Consider the following 18,205-nt stretch of genomic DNA (forward strand, 5'->3'; position numbering starts at 1 on the left):
AAGCGGTGCGACGTGAACGCAGCGCGAACGAAGGACTGAGGAGAACACCCGACGTGACGATCAACGACCAGCAGCGTGCGACCACCGGCTCCGGATCCGAGCGCGGTCAGGCCTTCGAACCGCTGGTGGGTGCGCATGCGCTGGTCGATCAGCTGCACTCCGGCGAGCCCTACGCGGTGGCGTTCGGCGGCCAGGGCGGACCGTGGCTCGAGAACCTCGAGGAACTGGTCAACTCGGCCGGAATCGAGTCCGAGATCGCGAACCTGGTCGGTGAGGCCGAACTGCTGCTGGAGCCGCTCGCCCGGGAGCTGGTGGTGGTGCGCCCGATCGGCTTCGAGCCGATGCAGTGGATCCGCGCGCTGGCCGCCGAGGAGCCGTTGCCGTCGCAGAAGGACCTGACCACCGCGGCGATCTCCGGGCCCGGCATCCTGCTGACCCAGATGGCCGCCATTCGCGCGCTCAAGCGCCAGGGGCTCGATCTCGACGGGCACCCGCCGGTGGCGATCGCCGGGCATTCCCAGGGCGTCACCGCGGTCGAATCGCTGAAGGCCGGGGGAGCGCGCGATGTCGAGCTGCTGGCCATCGGTCAGTTGATCGGCGCCGCCGGGTCGCTGGTCTCGCGCCGCCGCGGCATGGTGGGCCGGGGCGACAAGTCGCCCATGGTGTCGGTGACCAACGTCGACCCCGACCGGGTCGCTGAGCTCCTCGACGAGTTCGCCCAGGACGTCCGGACGGTGCTGCCGCCGGCGTTGTCCATCCGCAACGGCCGCCGGTCGGTCGTCATCACCGGTACGCCCGAGCAGCTGGCCCGCTTCGAGCTGTACTGCGAGAAGATCACCGAGAAAGAAGAGGCCGAACGCAAGAACAAGGTCCGCGGCGGCGCGGTCTTCCGCCCGGTGTTCAACCAGGTCCAGGTCGAGGTCGGCTTCCACACTCCGCGGCTGGCCGGCGGCGTGGACCTGGTCGACGAATGGGCGGCCCGCACCGGCCTGGACGCCGCACTGACCCGGCGCCTGGCCGAGTACATCTTCGTCAGACCGGTCGACTGGGTCGCCGAGGTCGAGGGCCTCGCCGCGGCCGGCGCCAGGTGGATCATCGACCTGGGTCCGAGCGACACCGTGACGCGGCTGACCGCCCCGGTGATTCGCGGCCTGGGCATCGGCATCGTGCCTGCGGCCACCCGCGCCGGACAGCGCAGCCTGTTCACGGTCGGCGCCGCCCCCAGCGTCGCGCCGGCATGGTCGAGCTACGCGCCGACACCGGTCACCCTGCCCGACGGCTCGGTCAAGGTCGCCACCAAATTCACCCGGCTGACCGGACGGTCGCCGATCCTGCTCGCCGGCATGACGCCGACGACAGTGGACGCCAAGATCGTCGCCGCCGCGGCCAACGCCGGGCACTGGGCCGAGCTGGCCGGCGGTGGGCAGGTCACCGAGGAGATCTTCGATGCCCGCGTCCACGAGCTGACCCAGCTGCTGGAGCCCGGACGCGCGATCCAGTTCAACTCGCTGTTCCTCGACCCGTACCTATGGAAATTGCAGGTCGGCGGCAAGCGTCTGGTGCAGAAGGCCCGCCAGTCCGGCGCTCCGATCGACGGCGTAGTCGTCACCGCGGGCATCCCGGACCTCGAAGAGGCCGTCGACCTGATCGAGGAGCTGCACACCGTCGGCATCAGCAACGTGGTGTTCAAGCCGGGCACGGTGGACCAGATCAAGTCCGTCATCAAGATCGCGCAGGAGGTCCCCGACCGCGACGTCATCGTTCACGTCGAGGGCGGCCGCGCCGGCGGTCACCATTCGTGGGAGGACCTCGACGACCTGCTGCTGAGCACCTACGGCGAGCTGCGCAAACACACCAACATCACCGTGTGCGTCGGCGGCGGGATCGGCACGCCCGAGCGGGCCGCGGACTACCTGTCCGGGGAGTGGGCGAAGGCCTACGGGTTCCCGGCCATGCCGGTCGACGGCATCCTGGTCGGCACCGCCGCCATGGCCACCAAGGAGGCCACCACCTCCCCGGCGGTCAAGCAGATGCTCGTCGAGACCGGCGGCACCCCGGACTGGGTCGGGGCCGGCAAAGCCGTCAACGGTATGGCCAGCGGCCGCAGCCAGCTCGGCGCCGACATCCACGAGATCGACAATGCCGCGTCGCGCTGCGGTCGCCTGCTCGACGAGGTGGCCGGTGACGCCGACGCGGTGGCCGAGCGGCGCGACGAGATCATCGCCGCGATGGCCAAGACGGCCAAGCCGTACTTCGGCGACGTCGCGGACATGACCTATCTGCAGTGGTTGCAGCGCTACGTCGACCTGGCCGTCGGCGACGGCGACACCACCGCCGACACGGCCCATCCCGGCAGCCCCTGGCTGGCGGACACCTGGCGGGACCGCTTCGAGGACATGCTCAAGCGCGCCGAGGCCCGCCTGCACGCGAAGGACTACGGCCCGATCGAATCGCTGTTCAGCGCGGGTGCGGACGGCGACGCGCTGCTGGACAACCCCGAGACCGCGGTGGCGGCCCTGCTGGCCCGCTACCCGGACGCCGAGACGGTGCGGTTGCACCCGGCCGATGTGCCGTACTTCGTGACGCTGTGCAAGAAGCCGGGTAAGCCGGTCAACTTCGTACCGGTCATCGACAAGGATGTCCGCCGCTGGTGGCGCAGCGACTCGCTGTGGCAGGCGCACGACGCCCGCTACAGCGCCGACGAAGTGTGCATCATCCCCGGCACCCAGGCGGTCGCGGGCATCACCCGCGTCGACGAGCCGGTCGGCGACCTGCTCGACCGCTTCGAACAAGAGATCGTGGACCGCGTGCTGGCCACCGGCGCCGAACCCGTCGCAGTGGTGTCGCGCCGTCAGGCGCGCGCGGACGTCAGCGGACCGCTGGCGGTGGTGCTGGACTCGCCCGACGTGCTGTGGGCCGGGCGCACCTCGATCAACCCCGTGCACCGCATCGGCGCGCCGAACGAGTGGCAGGTCAACGACGTGCCCGGAAAGCCGAGCGCGACCCACCCGAACACCGGCGCGCGGCTGGAGCAGAGCGTCGACGAGTCCGGGAAGACCTCGGTGACGCTGCGCGTGCCGCTGTCCGACATCTGGATCGACATCCGGTTCACGCTGCCCGCGTGCACCGTCGACGGCGGTATGCCGATCGTGACGGTCGAGGACGCCTCGCGCGCGATGCGTGCGGTGCTCGCGATCGCCGCGGGTGTCGACGGCCCGGACGCGCTTCCCGCCGTGGCGGACAACACGGCCACCGTGACGGTGCGCTGGGATCCCGAACGGGTCGCCGACCACACCGGCGTCACCGCGACCTTCGGTGCGCCGCTGGCGCCGGGCCTGACGCTGGTGCCCGACGCGCTGGTCGGGCTGTGCTGGCCCGCGGTATTCGCGGCCATCGGCTCCGCCGCCACCGACGACGGCTTCCCTGTGGTGGAAGGTCTGCTCAGCCTGGTCCACCTCGACCACGCCGCGCACCTGCTGCATGCCATGCCCACCGGCGAGGCGGAATTGACCGTCACCGCAACGGCTCTCGCGGCCACCGACACCGAGGTCGGTCGCGTGGTCCCGGTGGACGTGACGATCGCCGACGCGCAGGGGGTCGCGCTGGCCACCCTCGCCGAGCGGTTCGCGATCCGTGGCCGCACCGGTGCCGTCGAGTTGAGTGACCCGCCGCGCGCCGGTGGGGCGATCACCGACAACGCCACCGACACCCCGCGCCGCCGGCGCCGCGACGTCGTGGTCGACGCGCCGGTCGACATGAGCGCGTTCGCGGTCGTCTCCGGTGACCACAACCCCATCCACACCGACCGTGCCGCCGCACTGCTGGCCGGGCTGAAATCGCCCATCGTGCACGGTATGTGGCTGTCCGCCGCCGCGCAGCACGCGGTCACGGCCACCGACGGTCGTGCCACCCCGCCGGCGCGTCTGGTGGGCTGGACGTCGCGTTTCCTGGGCATGGTGCTGCCCGGCGACGAGATCGAGTTCCGCGTCGACCGGGTCGGCATCGACCGGGGCGCCGAGATCGTCGAGGTCGCCGCGCGAGTCGGCTCGGAACTGGTGATGTCGGCGACCGCGCAACTGGCCGCGCCGAAGACGGTCTACGCGTTCCCCGGACAGGGCATCCAGTCCAAGGGCATGGGCATGGAGGTTCGGGCCCGGTCCAAGGCGGCGCGCCAGATTTGGGACAAGGCGGACAAGTTCACCCGCGAGACACTCGGCTTCTCGGTCCTGCACGTGGTGCGGGACAACCCGACGTCGCTGATCGCCTCGGGGGTCCACTACCACCATCCCGAGGGTGTGCTCTACCTGACGCAGTTCACCCAGGTGGCGATGGCCACCACCGCGGCGGCACAGGTCGCCGAGATGCGGGAGAACGGTGCGTTCGTCGAGGGTGCGATCGCCTGCGGGCACTCCGTCGGCGAGTACACCGCGCTGGCGTGTGTGTCGGGTGTCTATGAACTCGAGGGCCTGCTCGAGGCGGTGTTCCACCGCGGCAGCAAGATGCACGACATCGTCCCCCGCGATGCGATGGGGCGGTCGAACTACCGCATGGCCGCGATCCGGCCGTCGCAGATCGACCTCGACGACGACGACGTCAACGACTTCATCGCCGAGATCGCCGAACGCACCGGTGAGTTCCTGGAGATCGTCAACTACAACCTGCGGGGCGCGCAGTACGCGATTGCCGGCACCGTACGCGGACTCGAGGAACTCGAGGCCGAGGTCGAGCGCCGGCGCGAACTGACCGGCGGGAAGCGGTCGTTCATCCTGGTGCCGGGCATCGATGTGCCGTTCCACTCCAGCGTGTTGCGGGTCGGCGTGGACGACTTCCGCCGCGCCCTGGACCGAGTCATGCCGCACGGGACGGACCCCGAGATGGTCATCGGCCGCTACATCCCCAACCTGGTTCCGCGGCCCTTCACCCTCGATCGTGACTTCATCCAGGAGATTCGCGATCTGGTGCCGGCCGTGGAACTCGACGAGGTGCTCGCGAACTACGACGAGTGGCGCAACGAGCGCCCGGCCGACCTCTGCCGCAAGGTCATCATCGAGCTGTTGGCCTGGCAGTTCGCCAGCCCGGTGCGCTGGATCGAGACCCAGGACCTGCTGTTCATCGAGGAGGCCGCGGGCGGACTCGGGGTCGAACGGTTCGTCGAGATCGGCGTGAAGTCCGCGCCGACCGTCGCCGGGCTGGCGCAGAACACGCTCAAGCTGCCCGAGTACTCGCACAACACCACCGAGGTGCTCAACGCCGAGCGCGACGCTGCGGTGCTGTTCGCCACCGACACCGATCCCGAGCCCGAGCTCGACGAGCCGGCGCAGGATTCAGCGCCGGCCACGGAAGCCGTTCCGGCAGAAGCGGTTCCGGCCGAGGTGCCGGCGGCTCCTGCGGCGGCACCCGCCGGTGGGCCCCGGCCAGAGGACATCGGGTTCGACGCCGCCGACGCCACCATGGCGCTGATCGCGCTGTCGGCCAAGATCCGCATCGACCAGATCGAGGCGCTGGACTCCATCGAGTCCATCACCGACGGCGCGTCCTCGCGTCGCAACCAGATGCTGGTCGACCTCGGCTCGGAGCTCAACCTCGGTGCGATCGACGGCGCCGCGGAGGCCGACCTGGCCGGGCTCAAGGGCCAGGTGACCAAACTGGCCCGCACCTACAAGCCGTTCGGGCCGGTGCTCTCCGATGCGATCAACGACCAGTTGCGCACGGTCCTCGGGCCGTCGGGCAAGCGGCCGGCCTACATCGCCGAGCGGGTCAAGAAGACCTGGGAGCTCGGCGACGGCTGGGCCAAGCACGCCACCGTCGAGGTGGCGCTGGGCACCCGCGAGGGCTCCAGCGTGCGCGGCGGGCCGCTGGGCGGTCTGCACGAGGGCGCGCTGGGCGATGCGGCCGGCGTCGACAAGGTGATCGACGCCGCGGTGGCCGCGGTCGCGGCACGCCGCGGGGTGCCGGTCTCGCTGCCGTCGGCCGGTGGCGGCGGCGGTGGCGTCGTCGACTCGGCGGCGCTGGGCGAGTTCGCCGCCCAGGTCACGGGCCCCGAAGGGGTGCTGGCCTCGGCGGCCCGCACCATCCTCGACCAGCTGGGTCTGGGAAACACCGCCGCGACGCCGGAAGCGGCCACCGACGCGGAGCTGATCGATCTCGTCACCAGCGAGCTCGGGGCGGACTGGCCGCGCCTGGTGGCCCCGGTCTTCGACGGCCGCAAGGCGGTGCTGTTCGACGACCGGTGGGCCAGCGCCCGGGAGGATCTGGTCCGGATCTGGCTGATGGACGACGACGACGTCGACGCCGACTGGGCGCACCTGGCCGAGCGGTTCGAAGGCGCCGGCCACGTCGTCAGCACGCAGGCCACCTACTGGCAGGGCAAGGCGCTGGCGGCCGGGCGCACCGTGCACGCGTCGCTGTACGCGCGCGCCGCGGCCGGAGCCGAGAACCCGGGCAAGGGCCGTTACAGCGACGAGGTCGCTGTGGTCACCGGCGCATCGAAGGGCTCCATCGCGGCGTCGGTGGTGGCGCAGCTGCTCGACGGCGGCGCGACCGTCATCGCGACCACGTCGCGGCTGGACGACAGCCGGCTGGCGTTCTACCGCGGGCTCTACCGCGACCATGCCCGCTTCGGCGCCAAGTTGTGGGTGCTGCCGGCGAACATGGCTTCCTACAACGACATCGACGCGCTCGCCGAGTGGGTCGGCACCGAGCAGACCGAGAGCCTGGGGCCGAAGTCGATCCACATCAAGGACGCGTTGTCGCCGACGCTGCTGTTCCCGTTCGCCGCTCCGCGGGTCGGCGGGGACCTGTCCGAGGCCGGGTCGCGCTCCGAGATGGAGATGAAGGTGCTGCTGTGGGCCGTGCAGCGGCTGATCGGCGGGCTGTCGCACATCGGGGCCGACCGCGACATCGCCGCTCGGTTGCACGTGGTACTGCCCGGCTCTCCGAACCGCGGCATGTTCGGCGGTGACGGCGCCTACGGCGAGTCCAAGGCGGCGCTCGATGCGGTCGTCTCGCGGTGGAAGGCCGAGACGTCCTGGGCGCAGCGGGTGAGCCTGGCTCATGCGCTGATCGGCTGGACCCGCGGGACCGGGTTGATGGGCCACAACGACGTCATCGTCGACGCGGTCGAAGAGGCCGGGGTGATCACCTACTCGACCGAGCAGATGGCCAAGATGCTGCTCGACCTGTGCGACGTGGAGACCAAGGTCGCCGCCGCGCGCGAGCCAGTGCAGACCGACCTGACCGGCGGGCTGGCCGAGGTGGAGCTCGATCTGGCGGCGCTGGCCACCCGGGCCCGCGACGAGGCGGTCACCGAGTCCGACGAGGAGGCTGCCGACGAACCCGCCGCGACGACCATCGCCGCGCTGCCGTCGCCGCCGCGGCCGCCGCAGCCCGCACCGGCACCGGAGTGGGCCGACCTCGACGTCGACCCCGCCGATCTGGTCGTCATCGTCGGTGGCGCCGAGCTGGGTCCCTACGGATCGTCGCGGACCCGCTTCGAGATGGAGGTCGACAACGAACTGTCGGCCGCCGGTGTGCTCGAGCTGGCCTGGACGACCGGTCTGATCAAGTGGGAGGACGATCCGCAACCCGGTTGGTATGACACCGAATCCGGCGATCTGGTCGACGAGTCCGAGTTGGTGGAGCGTTATCACGACACGGTCGTCGAGCGTTGCGGGATCCGTGAGTTCGTTGATGACGGCGCGATCGATCCGGATCACGCATCGCCGCTGCTGGTCAGCGTGTTCCTGGACAAGGACTTCCGGTTCGTGGTGTCCAGTGAGGCCGATGCACGCGCGTTCGTGCAGTTCGACCCCGAGCACACGGTGGCCCGCCCGGTCCCGGACTCCGGCGACTGGGAGGTGATCCGCAAGGCGGGCACCGAGATTCGCGTGCCGCGCAAGACCAAGCTCTCCCGCACCGTGGGGGCGCAGATCCCGACCGGGTTCGATCCGACGGTGTGGGGCATCACCGCCGACATGGCCAACTCGATCGACCGGGTGGCGCTGTGGAACATCGTCGCCACGGTCGACGCGTTCCTGTCGTCGGGCTTCACCCCGGCCGAGTTGATGCGCTGGGTGCATCCGAGCCTGGTGGCCTCGACGCAGGGCACCGGCATGGGCGGCATGACCTCGATGCAGACCATGTACCACGGCAACCTGCTGGGCCGCAGCAAGCCGAACGACATCCTGCAGGAGGTGCTGCCGAATGTCGTTGCCGCCCATGTCATGCAGTCCTACGTCGGCGGTTACGGCGCAATGGTCCACCCGGTCGGTGCGTGTGCCACCGCGGCGGTGTCGGTCGAGGAGGGTGTGGACAAGATCCGCCTCGGCAAGGCCGAACTGGTGGTGGCGGGCGGCTACGACGACCTGACGCTGGAGGCCGTGATCGGCTTCGGTGACATGGCGGCCACCGCCGACACCGAGGTGATGCGGGCCAAGGGCATCAGCGACTCGAAGTTCTCCCGCGCCAACGACCGCCGTCGGCTGGGCTTCCTGGAGGCCGAGGGTGGCGGCACGGTGCTGCTGGCCCGCGGCGACCTGGCGCTGAAGATGGGTCTGCCGGTGCTCGCGGTGGTCGCATACGCCCAGTCGTTCGCCGACGGTGTGCACACCTCGATCCCGGCGCCCGGGCTCGGTGCGCTCGGCGCGGGCCGCGGCGGGCGCGAGTCGGTGCTGGCGCGCTCGCTGGCCAAGCTGGGCGTCGGTGCCGACGACATCGCGGTGATCTCCAAACACGACACCTCGACGCTGGCCAACGACCCCAACGAGACCGAGTTGCACGAGCGGCTCGCCGACTCGCTGGGCCGTTCCGACGGGGCGCCGCTGTTCATCATCAGCCAGAAGAGCCTCACCGGCCACGCCAAGGGCGGCGCCGCGGTGTTCCAGATGATGGGGCTGTGCCAGGTGCTGCGGGACGGAGTGGTCCCGCCGAACCGCAGCCTGGACTGTGTCGACGACGAGCTGGCGACGTCCACGCACTTCGTGTGGCCGCGCGAGACCCTGCGGCTGGGGGAGAAGTACCCGCTCAAGGCGGGACTGCTGACCAGCCTCGGATTCGGCCACGTGTCGGGGTTGATCGCACTGGTGCATCCGCAGGCGTTCCTGGCCACGCTGACCCCCGAGCAGCGGGAGGTCTACCAGGCGCAGGCGCAGGAACGCACGCTGGCCGGCCAGCGCCGCCTGGCGTCGGCGATCGCCGGTGGGCCGTCGCTCTACGAGCGACCGGGAGACCGGCGCTTCGACCAGGAACGGCCCGAAAAGGCCCAGGAGGCGGCCATGCTGCTGGACCCGGGTTCGCGACTCGGCGACGACGGCGTGTATCAACGGTGACCCGTGAGATAGCGTGCTGCCCGTGGCAATCGTCGGGATAGGCATCGATCTGGTCTCCATCCCGGATTTCGCGGAGCAGGTGGATCGTCCCGGCACGGTGTTCGCCGAGACGTTCACCCCCGGCGAGCGGCGCGACGCCGCCGACAAGAGTTCGTCGGCGGCACGCCACCTCGCGGCGAGGTGGGCGGCCAAGGAAGCTGTGATCAAGGCGTGGTCGGGCTCGCGGTTCTCGAAGCGTCCGGTGCTGCCCGAGGGCATCCACCGCGACATCGAGGTGATCACCGACATGTGGGGCCGCCCGCGAGTGCGGTTGTCCGGCGCGATCGCCGAGCACCTCAAGGAGGTCACGATCCACCTGTCGCTGACCCACGAGGCCGACACCGCCGCAGCCGTCGCCGTCCTCGAGGAGCGCTGAGTTCGCCCGCTCGTAGCGCGGCGGCGACGCACTAACCTGGTCGGCATGACTGATCTGATCGCCAGGGTCCGCGACGTGTTGCCGGCGGTGCGCGCCGACCTCGAGGACCTGGTGCGCATCGAATCGGTGTGGGCCGACCCCGCGCGCCGCGATGAAGTCCGACGCAGCGCCCAAGCCGTGTCGAAGCTGTTGTCCGAGGCCGGGTTCGACGACGTACGAATCGTCGCCGAGGGCGGCGCCCCCGCGGTCATCGCCCGCCACCCCGCGCCCCCGGGCGCGCCGACCGTGCTGCTCTATGCCCACCACGACGTCCAACCCGAAGGCGATGCCCGGCAATGGCATTCGCCGCCGTTCGAGCCCACCGAACGCGACGGCAGACTCTACGGCCGCGGTACCGCCGACGACAAGGCCGGCATCGCCACTCATCTCGCCGCGTTCAGGGCGCACGGCGGCAATCCGCCGGTCGGCGTGACCGTGTTCGTGGAAGGGGAGGAGGAGTCGGGTTCGCCGTCGCTGGCGCGGCTGCTGGCCGCGCACCGTGATCTGCTGGCTGCCGACGTCATCGTCATCGCCGACTCCGACAACTGGAGTACCGAGACTCCGTCGCTGACAGTGTCACTGCGCGGGCTCGCCGACTGTGTCGTCGAGGTCGCCACCCTCGATCACGGCCTGCACTCCGGGATGTGGGGCGGGGTGGTGCCGGACGCGCTGACGGTGTTGGTGCGGCTACTGGCCAGCCTGCACGACGACGACGGCAACGTCGCCGTCGCCGGGCTGCACCAGGCCACCGCCGCCGACGTCGACTACCCGCCCGAACGGGTGCGCACCGACACCGGCCTGCTCGACGGGGTCGACGAGATCGGTTCGGGCACCGTGGCGCAACGGCTGTGGGCCAAGCCGTCGATCACGGTGATCGGCATCGACACCACCTCGGTCGCCCAGTCGTCGAACACGCTCATCCCGCGGGCCCGCGCCAAGATCAGCATGCGCGTCGCACCGGGCGGCGATGCGGGTGAGCACCTGGCCGCGCTCACCCGCCACCTGGAGCAGCACACCCCGTGGGGCGCTCAGCTCACCGTCACACCCGGCGACCTCGGCGAGCCGTACGCGATCGACGCCAGCGGTCCGGTCTACGACGCAGCCCGGGAATCGTTCCGGCAGGCTTGGGGGCACGAACCCGTCGACACCGGTGTGGGTGGGTCCATCCCGTTCATCGCCGAGTTCGCCCGCGCGTTCCCGGAGGCCAAGATCCTGGTCACCGGCGTCGAGGATCCCGACACCCAGGCGCACAGCATCAACGAGAGCCTGCACCTGGGCGTGTTGGAGCGCGCGGCGACCGCCGAGGCGCTGTTGCTGGCCCGGCTCGGTGGTGCGAACGGCTCGACGGCGTTATAGCCGCGGAGGCGCTCTCTCTGACAGACTCGGCGACATGTCCTCTGGTGAACGCGGAGCGCGGGAGGCAGAACTCACCTTCTGCGCGCTGGGCGCCGCCGGCACGGTCACGGGCTCCAAGCATCTGCTGCAAGCTGGCGATCGGCGAATTCTGGTGGACTGCGGCCTGTTCCAGGGCGTGAAGAACCTCCGCGAGCTCAACTGGGCGCCTCTGGCTGTGGACCCGGCCGGCATCGACGCCGTGGTCGTGACCCACGCCCACCTCGACCACACCGGGTACCTGCCCCGGCTGGTGCGCGACGGGTTCCGCGGGCCGATCGTGTCGACCAAGGCCACCGCGGCGGTCGCCGACATCATCCTGCGGGACAGCGCGGCCATCCAGGAGCGCGATGCGGACTTCCTCAACCGGCACCGCGCCACCAGACACCACCCCGCCCTCCCGCTCTACGACAGCGACGACGCCCGGCGCGCCCTCGAACTGTTCGTCACCCACCCGTTCGGGCGTGAGGTCGACGAGCCGGGCGGCGCGACGGTGACGTTTCGCCGGGCCGGTCACATTCTCGGAGCGGCGACGGTCGACCTGGCCTGGCAGGGCCGCCGCATCGTCTTCACCGGGGACCTGGGGCGCTACGACGATCCGGTGATGCTCGATCCCGAACCGGTGCCCAGCGCGGACTATCTCGTGATGGAGTCGACCTACGGAGACCGGAGCCACGAGCAGGTCGACCCCGCAGCGACGCTGGCCGAGACCATCAACGCGACGGTGGATCGCGGGGGCACCGTGGTGATACCCGCATTCGCCGTCGGCCGGGCCCAGACCCTCCTCTACTACCTGTGGCAACTGCGTTCGGCCGGAAAGCTGCCGGCCGTCCCCATCTATCTCGACAGTCCGATGGCGATCAACGCCAGTGACCCGCTGGGCGCCTACCCGCGCGATCATCGGTTGCCCCCGCACGTCTACCAGGACATGTGCGCGATGGCGACCTACACCCGCGATGCCGAGGAGTCCAAGCGGATCTCGGCCAGCCGGGATCCCAAGGTGGTGATCTCGGCCAGCGGCATGGCCACCGGTGGCCGAATTCTGCACCACCTGAAGGCATTCGCGCCGGACCCGCGCAACACCATCGTGGTGACCGGGTATCAGGTGCCGGGCACGCGCGGTCGCTCCATCGCAGCCGGCGAACGGTACGTCAAGATCCACGGCGAGTGGGTGCCGATCAACGCGCATGTCGCCAACCTGCAGATGCTCTCCGCACACGCCGATGCCGACGAGCTGCTCCGCTGGGCCCGCGGCTTCGTCACCGCACCGCGACGGGTGTTCGTGGTGCATGGCGAACCCCAGGCTGCCGACACCCTGCGTCGGCGAATCGATCACGAGCTGGGTTGGCCGGCAACAGTTCCGCGGCAGAACCAGCTGTTCACCCTGTGACGAACTAGATCGAGAGGTCGCGCCGCAGTTTGGCCACGTGCCCCGTGGCGCGAACATTGTACTGCGCCACAGCGATTCGCCCCTCTTCGTCGACCAGGAAAGTCGAGCGGATGACACCCTGCACGGTCTTGCCGTACATCGTCTTCTCGCCGTAGGCGCCCCACGCCTCGAGCACCGTGCGTTCGGGATCCGACAGCAGCGGGAACGTCAGCTCCTCCTTGTCGCGGAACTTGGCCAGCTTCTCCGGCTTGTCCGGGGAGATACCGACCACATCGATGCCGGCCCCGTTGAGTTCGGTGAGGTTGTCGCGGAAATCGCAGGCCTGCTTGGTGCAACCGGGAGTGGACGCGGCCGGGTAGAAGTACACGACGACCTTGCGTCCCTTGTAGTCAGAGAGCTTCACGACGTTTCCGGCGGCGTCGGGCAGGCTGAACTCGGGCGCCTTGTCGCCCACTTCGAGCCGAGGGGTCTGCGGCATGGGTGCGTGTCCTCCGATCTGTCGGCCGGGCGCGGCGGTGCGCTCCGGCTGATCTAGGGTAAGTCGGCAACACTGTTGAACGGGGCGTGGAGGCAGACGTGGCGGATCGTGATCCCGACACCATCAAGGCCGATATCGATCAGGCGCGGGAGCAACTGGCGGTCACGGTGGACAGCCTCGCTGCCCGGGCGAACCCGCAGCGGGTGGTCGCCGACGTCAAGGCGGGGGTGTTGCGCTTCGTCAAACAACCCCCGGTGGCGATCTCGCTGGCCGGAATCGGCGTCCTGGTGCTGGTGGTGGTGGTGCGTCGGGCGCGCCAGCCCTGATTCAGCGGCGACGGCCGGGCCGCCACCAGGACGAGAAGGAAAACCCGGGCGGGTTGGCGACCCGGCCCAGGCGACTGCAGCTGTGAACCGCGATCGGTCGTTGCCCTGCGGCGTCGTCGACCGCATCGCCACCGGTGACCGTCGATGAGGTCAGCTCGTCGCGCCCTACCATCAGCTAATTTCCTCGTTTCGGGTGCCACGCTCGTCGAACGACTGTTCTGGAGCCTGTCAGCTAACACCGACTCTAGCATTCAATCATGCTAATGCCCAGCGCAGGCCCGGTAATGCAAGGTTCGACGAGTCGGGCGGTTATCGACTGGCCCGTTGCGGGTCGCGCCACTTCTGGCGCGGCTTCGTGTCATCCAGCACAGCTCGGCGGGCGGCGCGACGATACCACGCAATTTCGACGCAGAGGTCAATAACGGGCCCGGTGATGGTCGCTGGCCGCGCAACCGGGTTCGTCCTCTACGCTGACGGCTGATTTCCGACGAGCAAAGGAGACGCGCGATGGCGTGGTTTCTGGCCCTGCAAGGGGCGACGCAGGCAAGCCACCAGGCATCGGTCTACGAACTGCAGGATTCGACCGATATCGACCAGCTCGCCCAGGATCTCGTCAGCGCCGTCTCGCTGGACCGGGTCGTCCCGATCCCGGCCATGCTGCCCCAGAACACCCGTAAGCGGCAGAAGGTCACGCTGTATGTGCGGCCGTCGGCGTGGGGGATGTGGACGTTCTACGAGCTCTCCGAGGAAGACCGCCGCGCGTTGATGCGGGAGAACCCGTTGATGCAGGCCATCCAGCAGCATCAGCGCGAGCACACCGGGCAGCCCGGTCCGGGGGTGAACCCGTTGCTCGGTCAGCAGCCGGGCCCGGGCACGCCGCGTATCTGATCCGGAAAGAGAAAAGCCCCGTTCGGCGGAACGGGGCTTTTTCGTGTGGTGCGCCGTCAGGGTTTCGAACCCCGGACCCGCTGATTAAGAGTCAGCTGCTCTACCAACTGAGCTAACGGCGCGCGTGTGAGACAATAACAGCCCCGCGGCAGGAGATGAAATCGCGTTGTCCGCGCGGGTGCGCCGGCGACGTCGCGGTCGTCCGCCTTGTCGGAATTCCACCGTAGAATCGACCCAGCATGTGCTGGGCGCGTGATTCGTATGCGAGGTGAGGGAACGTATGTGGCAGGTCAAAACAGCGAGCCGGGGTCGACGGCGCGCGTGGTTGGCGACCGTAGCCGTCATTCCGGCGCTGGTCCTGGGCCTTTCGGCCTGTGGGTCGGACGCAGATACCGCCCAGCCGGAGGTGATCAGTGACAAGGGCACCCCGTACGGCGATCTGCTCATCCCGCGGCTGAAGTCGTCGGTCGAGGACGGCGCGGTGGGGGTCAGCGTCGATGCGCCGGTCACCGTGAGCGCCGAGTTCGGCGTGCTGGGTGCTGTGACAATGGTCAACGAAAGCGGCAAGGCCGTCGAGGGCAAACTGTCCAAGGACGGCCTGACGTGGTCGACCGCGGAGCCGCTCGGCTACAACAAGAGCTACACGCTGACCGCCGAATCGCTGGGCCTGGGCGGGGTGACCACCCGCGAGATGACGTTCGAGACGCACTCGCCGGAGAACCTGACGATGCCCTACGTCTCGCCGACCCAAGGTGAGGTCGTCGGTGTCGGCCAGCCGGTCGCCATCCGGTTCGACGAGAACATCCCGAACCGGCTGGCCGCGCAGCGCGCGATCTCGGTCAAGACCGAGCCCGCGGTCGAGGGTGCGTTCTACTGGCTCAACAATCGCGAGGTGCGTTGGCGTCCGGCCGAGTACTGGAAGCCCGGCACCAAGGTCGACGTCCAGGTCAACGCCTACGGCGTGGATCTCGGCGACGGTCTGTTCGGGCAGGACAACGTGTCGACCAGCTTCACCATCGGCGATCAGGTGATCACCACCATCGATGACAGCACCAAGACGCTGACCATGCGTCGCAACGGTGAGGTGGTCAAGACCATGCCGGTGTCGATGGGCAAGGACAGCACGCCGACCAACCAGGGGGTGTACCTCGTCGGCGACCGTCGCTCACACATGGTGATGGACTCGTCGACCTACGGTGTCCCGGTGAATTCGCCCAACGGCTATCGCACCGAGGTGGACTGGGCCACCCAGATCTCCTACAGCGGCATCTACGTCCACGCAGCGCCGTGGTCGGTGGGCAGCCAGGGGTACAGCAACGTCAGCCACGGCTGCATCAACGTCAGCACGAGTAACGGCAAGTGGTTCTACGACAACTCCAAGCGCGGGGACATCGTCGAAGTCGTCAACACCGTGGGTTCGACGTTGCCGGGCACCGACGGCCTGGGCGACTGGAACATTCCGTGGGAGACCTGGAAGGCCGGTAACGCCGCCGTCTAGTCAGATCGGGAAAAGGAGAACGCCGTCTACCTGAGTAGACGGCGTTCCCCATTTCCGGGGTGGCTGACGGGACTCGAACCCGCGACAGCCAGGATCACAACCTGGTGCTCTACCAACTGAACTACAGCCACCATCGCCGCGCGTGCGGCCTCGCCATACTAGCCGCTGGAGCGCTGTGATTCCGAATCCGCCTCGGAATCCGCTGCCGCCGAGGCCCCGAGCGCCGTCGAGACCGCCGCGATCTCGCTGGTGGAGGGCCCGGGCGGCTCGACGAACGCGGTCTGGCGGTAGTAACGCAACTCACGGATCGACTCGTGGATGTCGGCCAGTGCGCGATGGGACAGACCCTTCTCCGGCTGGCCGAAGTAGATCCGGGGATACCAGCGCCGGCACAGCTCCTTGATGGAGCTGACGTCGATCATGCGGTAGTGCAGGTAGTCGTCGAGCTTGGGCATGTCACGGGCGATGAAGCCGCGGTCGGTGGCGATCGAGTTGCCCGCCAGCGGCGCCGTCTTGGCCTGCTTGACGTGTTCGCGGACGTAGTCGAGCACCATCTCCTCGGCGGTCGCCATGTCCACGGTCGAGGCGCGCACCTCGTCGATCAGGCCGGACTTGGCGTGCATCTGGGCGACGACGTCGATCATCGACGACAGCGACTCTTCGGGAGCGCGGATGACCACGTCGAGGCCGTCGCCGAGAATGTTGAGCTCGGAGTCGGTCACCAGTACCGCGATCTCGATGAGGTGGTCGGACTTGAGGTCCAAGCCGGTCATCTCGCAATCGATCCACACAAGTTCATCGCGCACAGCGCTCAACATTAAGCCCCCGCCTCCCGGCGGGCAGTCCGCACCTGCCGAAACGCCCCAGTGTCTGAGTAGGGTGCGTTCCATGATTTCGGATGCCGCTGCGGGGATCGCCGCTGGTTACACCACCGACGGCGCGGTGCTGGAGCTCGGCTCGGTGGTGGTCGACGGCGTCTGCGAACCCACGGCGCGCGTCCGCATCCCGCTGTCCACCCTCAACCGGCACGGCCTGGTCGCCGGTGCGACCGGAACCGGCAAGACGAAGTCGCTGCAGGTGATCGCCGAACAGCTGTCGGCGGCGGGGGTGCCGGTGGTGATGGCCGATGTCAAAGGCGACCTGTCCGGGTTGTCGCGGGCCGCGCAGCCCGACGACGCGATCGCCGGGCGGGCCGCCGACACCGGCGACGATTGGACACCGACGGCGTACCCGGTCGAGTTCCTGTCCCTGGGCACCGATGGGCTGGCGGTGCCCGTGCGCGCCACGATCAGCAGCTTCGGTCCCATCCTGTTGTCGAAAGTGCTGGGGCTGAACAAAACCCAGGAGTCCACCCTCGGGTTGATCTTTCACTGGGCAGACCGACAGGGACTGCCTCTGCTGGATCTGAAGGACCTGAGGTCGGTGATTGCGTTCCTGACCAGCGACGAGGGCAAGAACCAGCGGACGGCGCTGGGCGCAGTGTCGACGACGACGGCCGGGGTGATCCTGCGCGCGCTGGTCAACCTCGAAGCTGAAGGAGCCGACACGTTCTTCGGTGAGCCCGAACTCGAACCCGACGACCTGATGCGGGTCGACGACGACGGCCGCGGCATCGTCACGCTGCTGGAACTGGGGAGCCAGGCGACGCGGCCGGTGATGTTCTCGACGTTTCTGATGTGGGTGCTCGCCGATCTGTTCACGACGCTGCCCGAGGTGGGCGATCTCGACAAACCGAAGCTGGTGTTCGTCTTCGATGAGGCGCATCTGCTCTTCGACGACGCGTCGAAGGCGTTCCTCGGGCAGGTCGAGCAGACCGTCAAGCTGATCCGCTCCAAAGGTGTCGGCGTGCTGTTCTGCACCCAGTTGCCCACCGACATCCCCCAGGCGGTGCTCAGTCAGCTCGGCGCCAGGGTCCAGCACGCGCTGCGCGCCTTCACCCCCGACGACCAGAAGGCGTTGTCGAAGACCGTGCGGACCTACCCGCGAACCGACGTCTACGACCTGGAGTCGGCGCTGACGTCGTTGGGGATCGGCGAGGCCATCGTGACCGTGTTGTCGGAGAAGGGAATCCCGACGCCGGTGGCGTGGACCCGGATGCGGGCGCCGCGGTCGTCGATGGACACCATCGGCGACGCCGCGATCGCGGCGGCCGCGCAGGCCAGCCCGCTGCAGGCGCACTATGGCACAACCGTCGATCGCGAGTCGGCCTACGAACAGCTCGCGGCCCGACTGGCCCCGCCCGCGCCGGTCGGCGATCCGTCGCCGCCGGTGGCCGTGCCGCCACCGTACGAGGTGCCGCCGATGCCTGCTCCCGCACCCGACGGGCCGGGGTTGCTGGACACGGTGCTCGACAGCCCCGCGTTCAAGAGCGCGATGCGGTCGGCCGGCACGGCCATCGGTCGTGAGATCACCCGCAGCATCTTCGGCACTGGCCGGCGCCGCCGCCGCTGACC

General features: G+C 69.2%; 10 protein-coding genes and 2 tRNA genes. 8 read left to right on the plus strand and 4 right to left on the minus strand.

Annotated features, from left to right (window positions below):
* Positions 1-53 precede the first annotated feature (53 nt).
* Genes G6N31_RS02735 through G6N31_RS02750 form a run of 4 tightly spaced genes read left to right on the plus strand, consistent with a single transcriptional unit; the run spans position 54 to position 12,562 of the window.
* On the plus strand, positions 54-9,326 hold the full coding sequence (locus G6N31_RS02735; protein WP_098003371.1) for a type I polyketide synthase: 9,273 nt from the start codon (positions 54-56) through the stop codon (positions 9,324-9,326).
* Between the two features lie 22 nt (positions 9,327-9,348).
* Positions 9,349-9,741, plus strand: coding sequence for a holo-ACP synthase AcpS (acpS, locus tag G6N31_RS02740; RefSeq protein WP_179964258.1), 393 nt, complete (start codon positions 9,349-9,351; stop codon positions 9,739-9,741).
* 45 nt (positions 9,742-9,786) lie between these two features.
* Positions 9,787-11,136: a dipeptidase gene (locus G6N31_RS02745; protein WP_098003373.1), complete on the plus strand. Its 1,350-nt coding sequence runs from the start codon at positions 9,787-9,789 to the stop codon at positions 11,134-11,136.
* 34 nt (positions 11,137-11,170) lie between these two features.
* The gene (locus G6N31_RS02750) at positions 11,171-12,562 is read left to right on the plus strand and encodes an MBL fold metallo-hydrolase RNA specificity domain-containing protein (protein ID WP_098003374.1); all 1,392 of its coding nucleotides are present in this window, start codon (positions 11,171-11,173) and stop codon (positions 12,560-12,562) included.
* A 4-nt stretch (positions 12,563-12,566) separates the two neighbouring features.
* Here the strand turns inward: G6N31_RS02750 and bcp are convergent, their stop codons facing one another.
* A complete protein-coding gene (gene bcp / locus G6N31_RS02755) occupies positions 12,567-13,040 on the minus strand; it encodes a thioredoxin-dependent thiol peroxidase (RefSeq protein ID WP_098003375.1) in 474 nt (157 codons plus the stop codon).
* A 98-nt stretch (positions 13,041-13,138) separates the two neighbouring features.
* On the opposite strand from bcp, the gene G6N31_RS02760 reads away from it, so the two are divergent.
* Together G6N31_RS02760 and G6N31_RS02765 are read left to right on the plus strand one after the other, a co-directional pair.
* A complete protein-coding gene (locus G6N31_RS02760; protein WP_098003401.1) occupies positions 13,139-13,366 on the plus strand; it encodes a DUF3618 domain-containing protein in 228 nt (75 codons plus the stop codon).
* Between the two features lie 507 nt (positions 13,367-13,873).
* A complete protein-coding gene (locus G6N31_RS02765) occupies positions 13,874-14,254 on the plus strand; it encodes a hypothetical protein (RefSeq protein ID WP_098003376.1) in 381 nt (126 codons plus the stop codon).
* A 46-nt stretch (positions 14,255-14,300) separates the two neighbouring features.
* Here the strand turns inward: G6N31_RS02765 and G6N31_RS02770 are convergent.
* Positions 14,301-14,376, minus strand: a tRNA-Lys gene (locus G6N31_RS02770).
* A gap of 158 nt (positions 14,377-14,534) precedes the next feature.
* On the opposite strand from G6N31_RS02770, the gene G6N31_RS02775 reads away from it, so the two are divergent.
* Positions 14,535-15,752, plus strand: a complete 1,218-nt coding sequence (locus G6N31_RS02775; protein WP_098003377.1) for a L,D-transpeptidase — start codon at positions 14,535-14,537, stop codon at positions 15,750-15,752.
* Between the two features lie 58 nt (positions 15,753-15,810).
* Here G6N31_RS02775 and G6N31_RS02780 read toward each other — a convergent pair.
* A tRNA-His gene (locus G6N31_RS02780) sits at positions 15,811-15,883 on the minus strand.
* Between the two features lie 27 nt (positions 15,884-15,910).
* The gene (orn, locus tag G6N31_RS02785) at positions 15,911-16,558 is read right to left on the minus strand and encodes an oligoribonuclease (protein ID WP_163722006.1); all 648 of its coding nucleotides are present in this window, start codon (positions 16,556-16,558) and stop codon (positions 15,911-15,913) included.
* Positions 16,559-16,640: 82 nt separating this feature from the next.
* Here orn and G6N31_RS02790 point away from each other — a divergent pair, with 82 nt between their 5' ends.
* Positions 16,641-18,203 carry a helicase HerA-like domain-containing protein gene (locus G6N31_RS02790; RefSeq protein WP_098003379.1) on the plus strand — a complete coding sequence of 521 codons (1,563 nt, stop codon included), beginning with the start codon at positions 16,641-16,643 and terminating at the stop codon, positions 18,201-18,203.
* The last annotated feature ends 2 nt before the right edge of the window (positions 18,204-18,205 follow it).

The sequence above is a fragment of the Mycolicibacterium duvalii genome, from assembly GCF_010726645.1.
Classification (GTDB): domain Bacteria; phylum Actinomycetota; class Actinomycetes; order Mycobacteriales; family Mycobacteriaceae; genus Mycobacterium; species Mycobacterium duvalii.

Coding starts and splice junctions, on each gene's coding strand:
- G6N31_RS02745 (WP_098003373.1), top strand. CDS start 9,787: ATGACTGATCTGATCGCCAGGGTCCGCGACGTGTTGCCGGCGGTGCGC.
- G6N31_RS02750 (WP_098003374.1), top strand. CDS start 11,171: ATGTCCTCTGGTGAACGCGGAGCGCGGGAGGCAGAACTCACCTTCTGC.
- bcp (WP_098003375.1), bottom strand. CDS start 13,040: ATGCCGCAGACCCCTCGGCTCGAAGTGGGCGACAAGGCGCCCGAGTTC.
- G6N31_RS02765 (WP_098003376.1), top strand. CDS start 13,874: ATGGCGTGGTTTCTGGCCCTGCAAGGGGCGACGCAGGCAAGCCACCAG.
- G6N31_RS02775 (WP_098003377.1), top strand. CDS start 14,535: ATGTGGCAGGTCAAAACAGCGAGCCGGGGTCGACGGCGCGCGTGGTTG.
- G6N31_RS02790 (WP_098003379.1), top strand. CDS start 16,641: ATGATTTCGGATGCCGCTGCGGGGATCGCCGCTGGTTACACCACCGAC.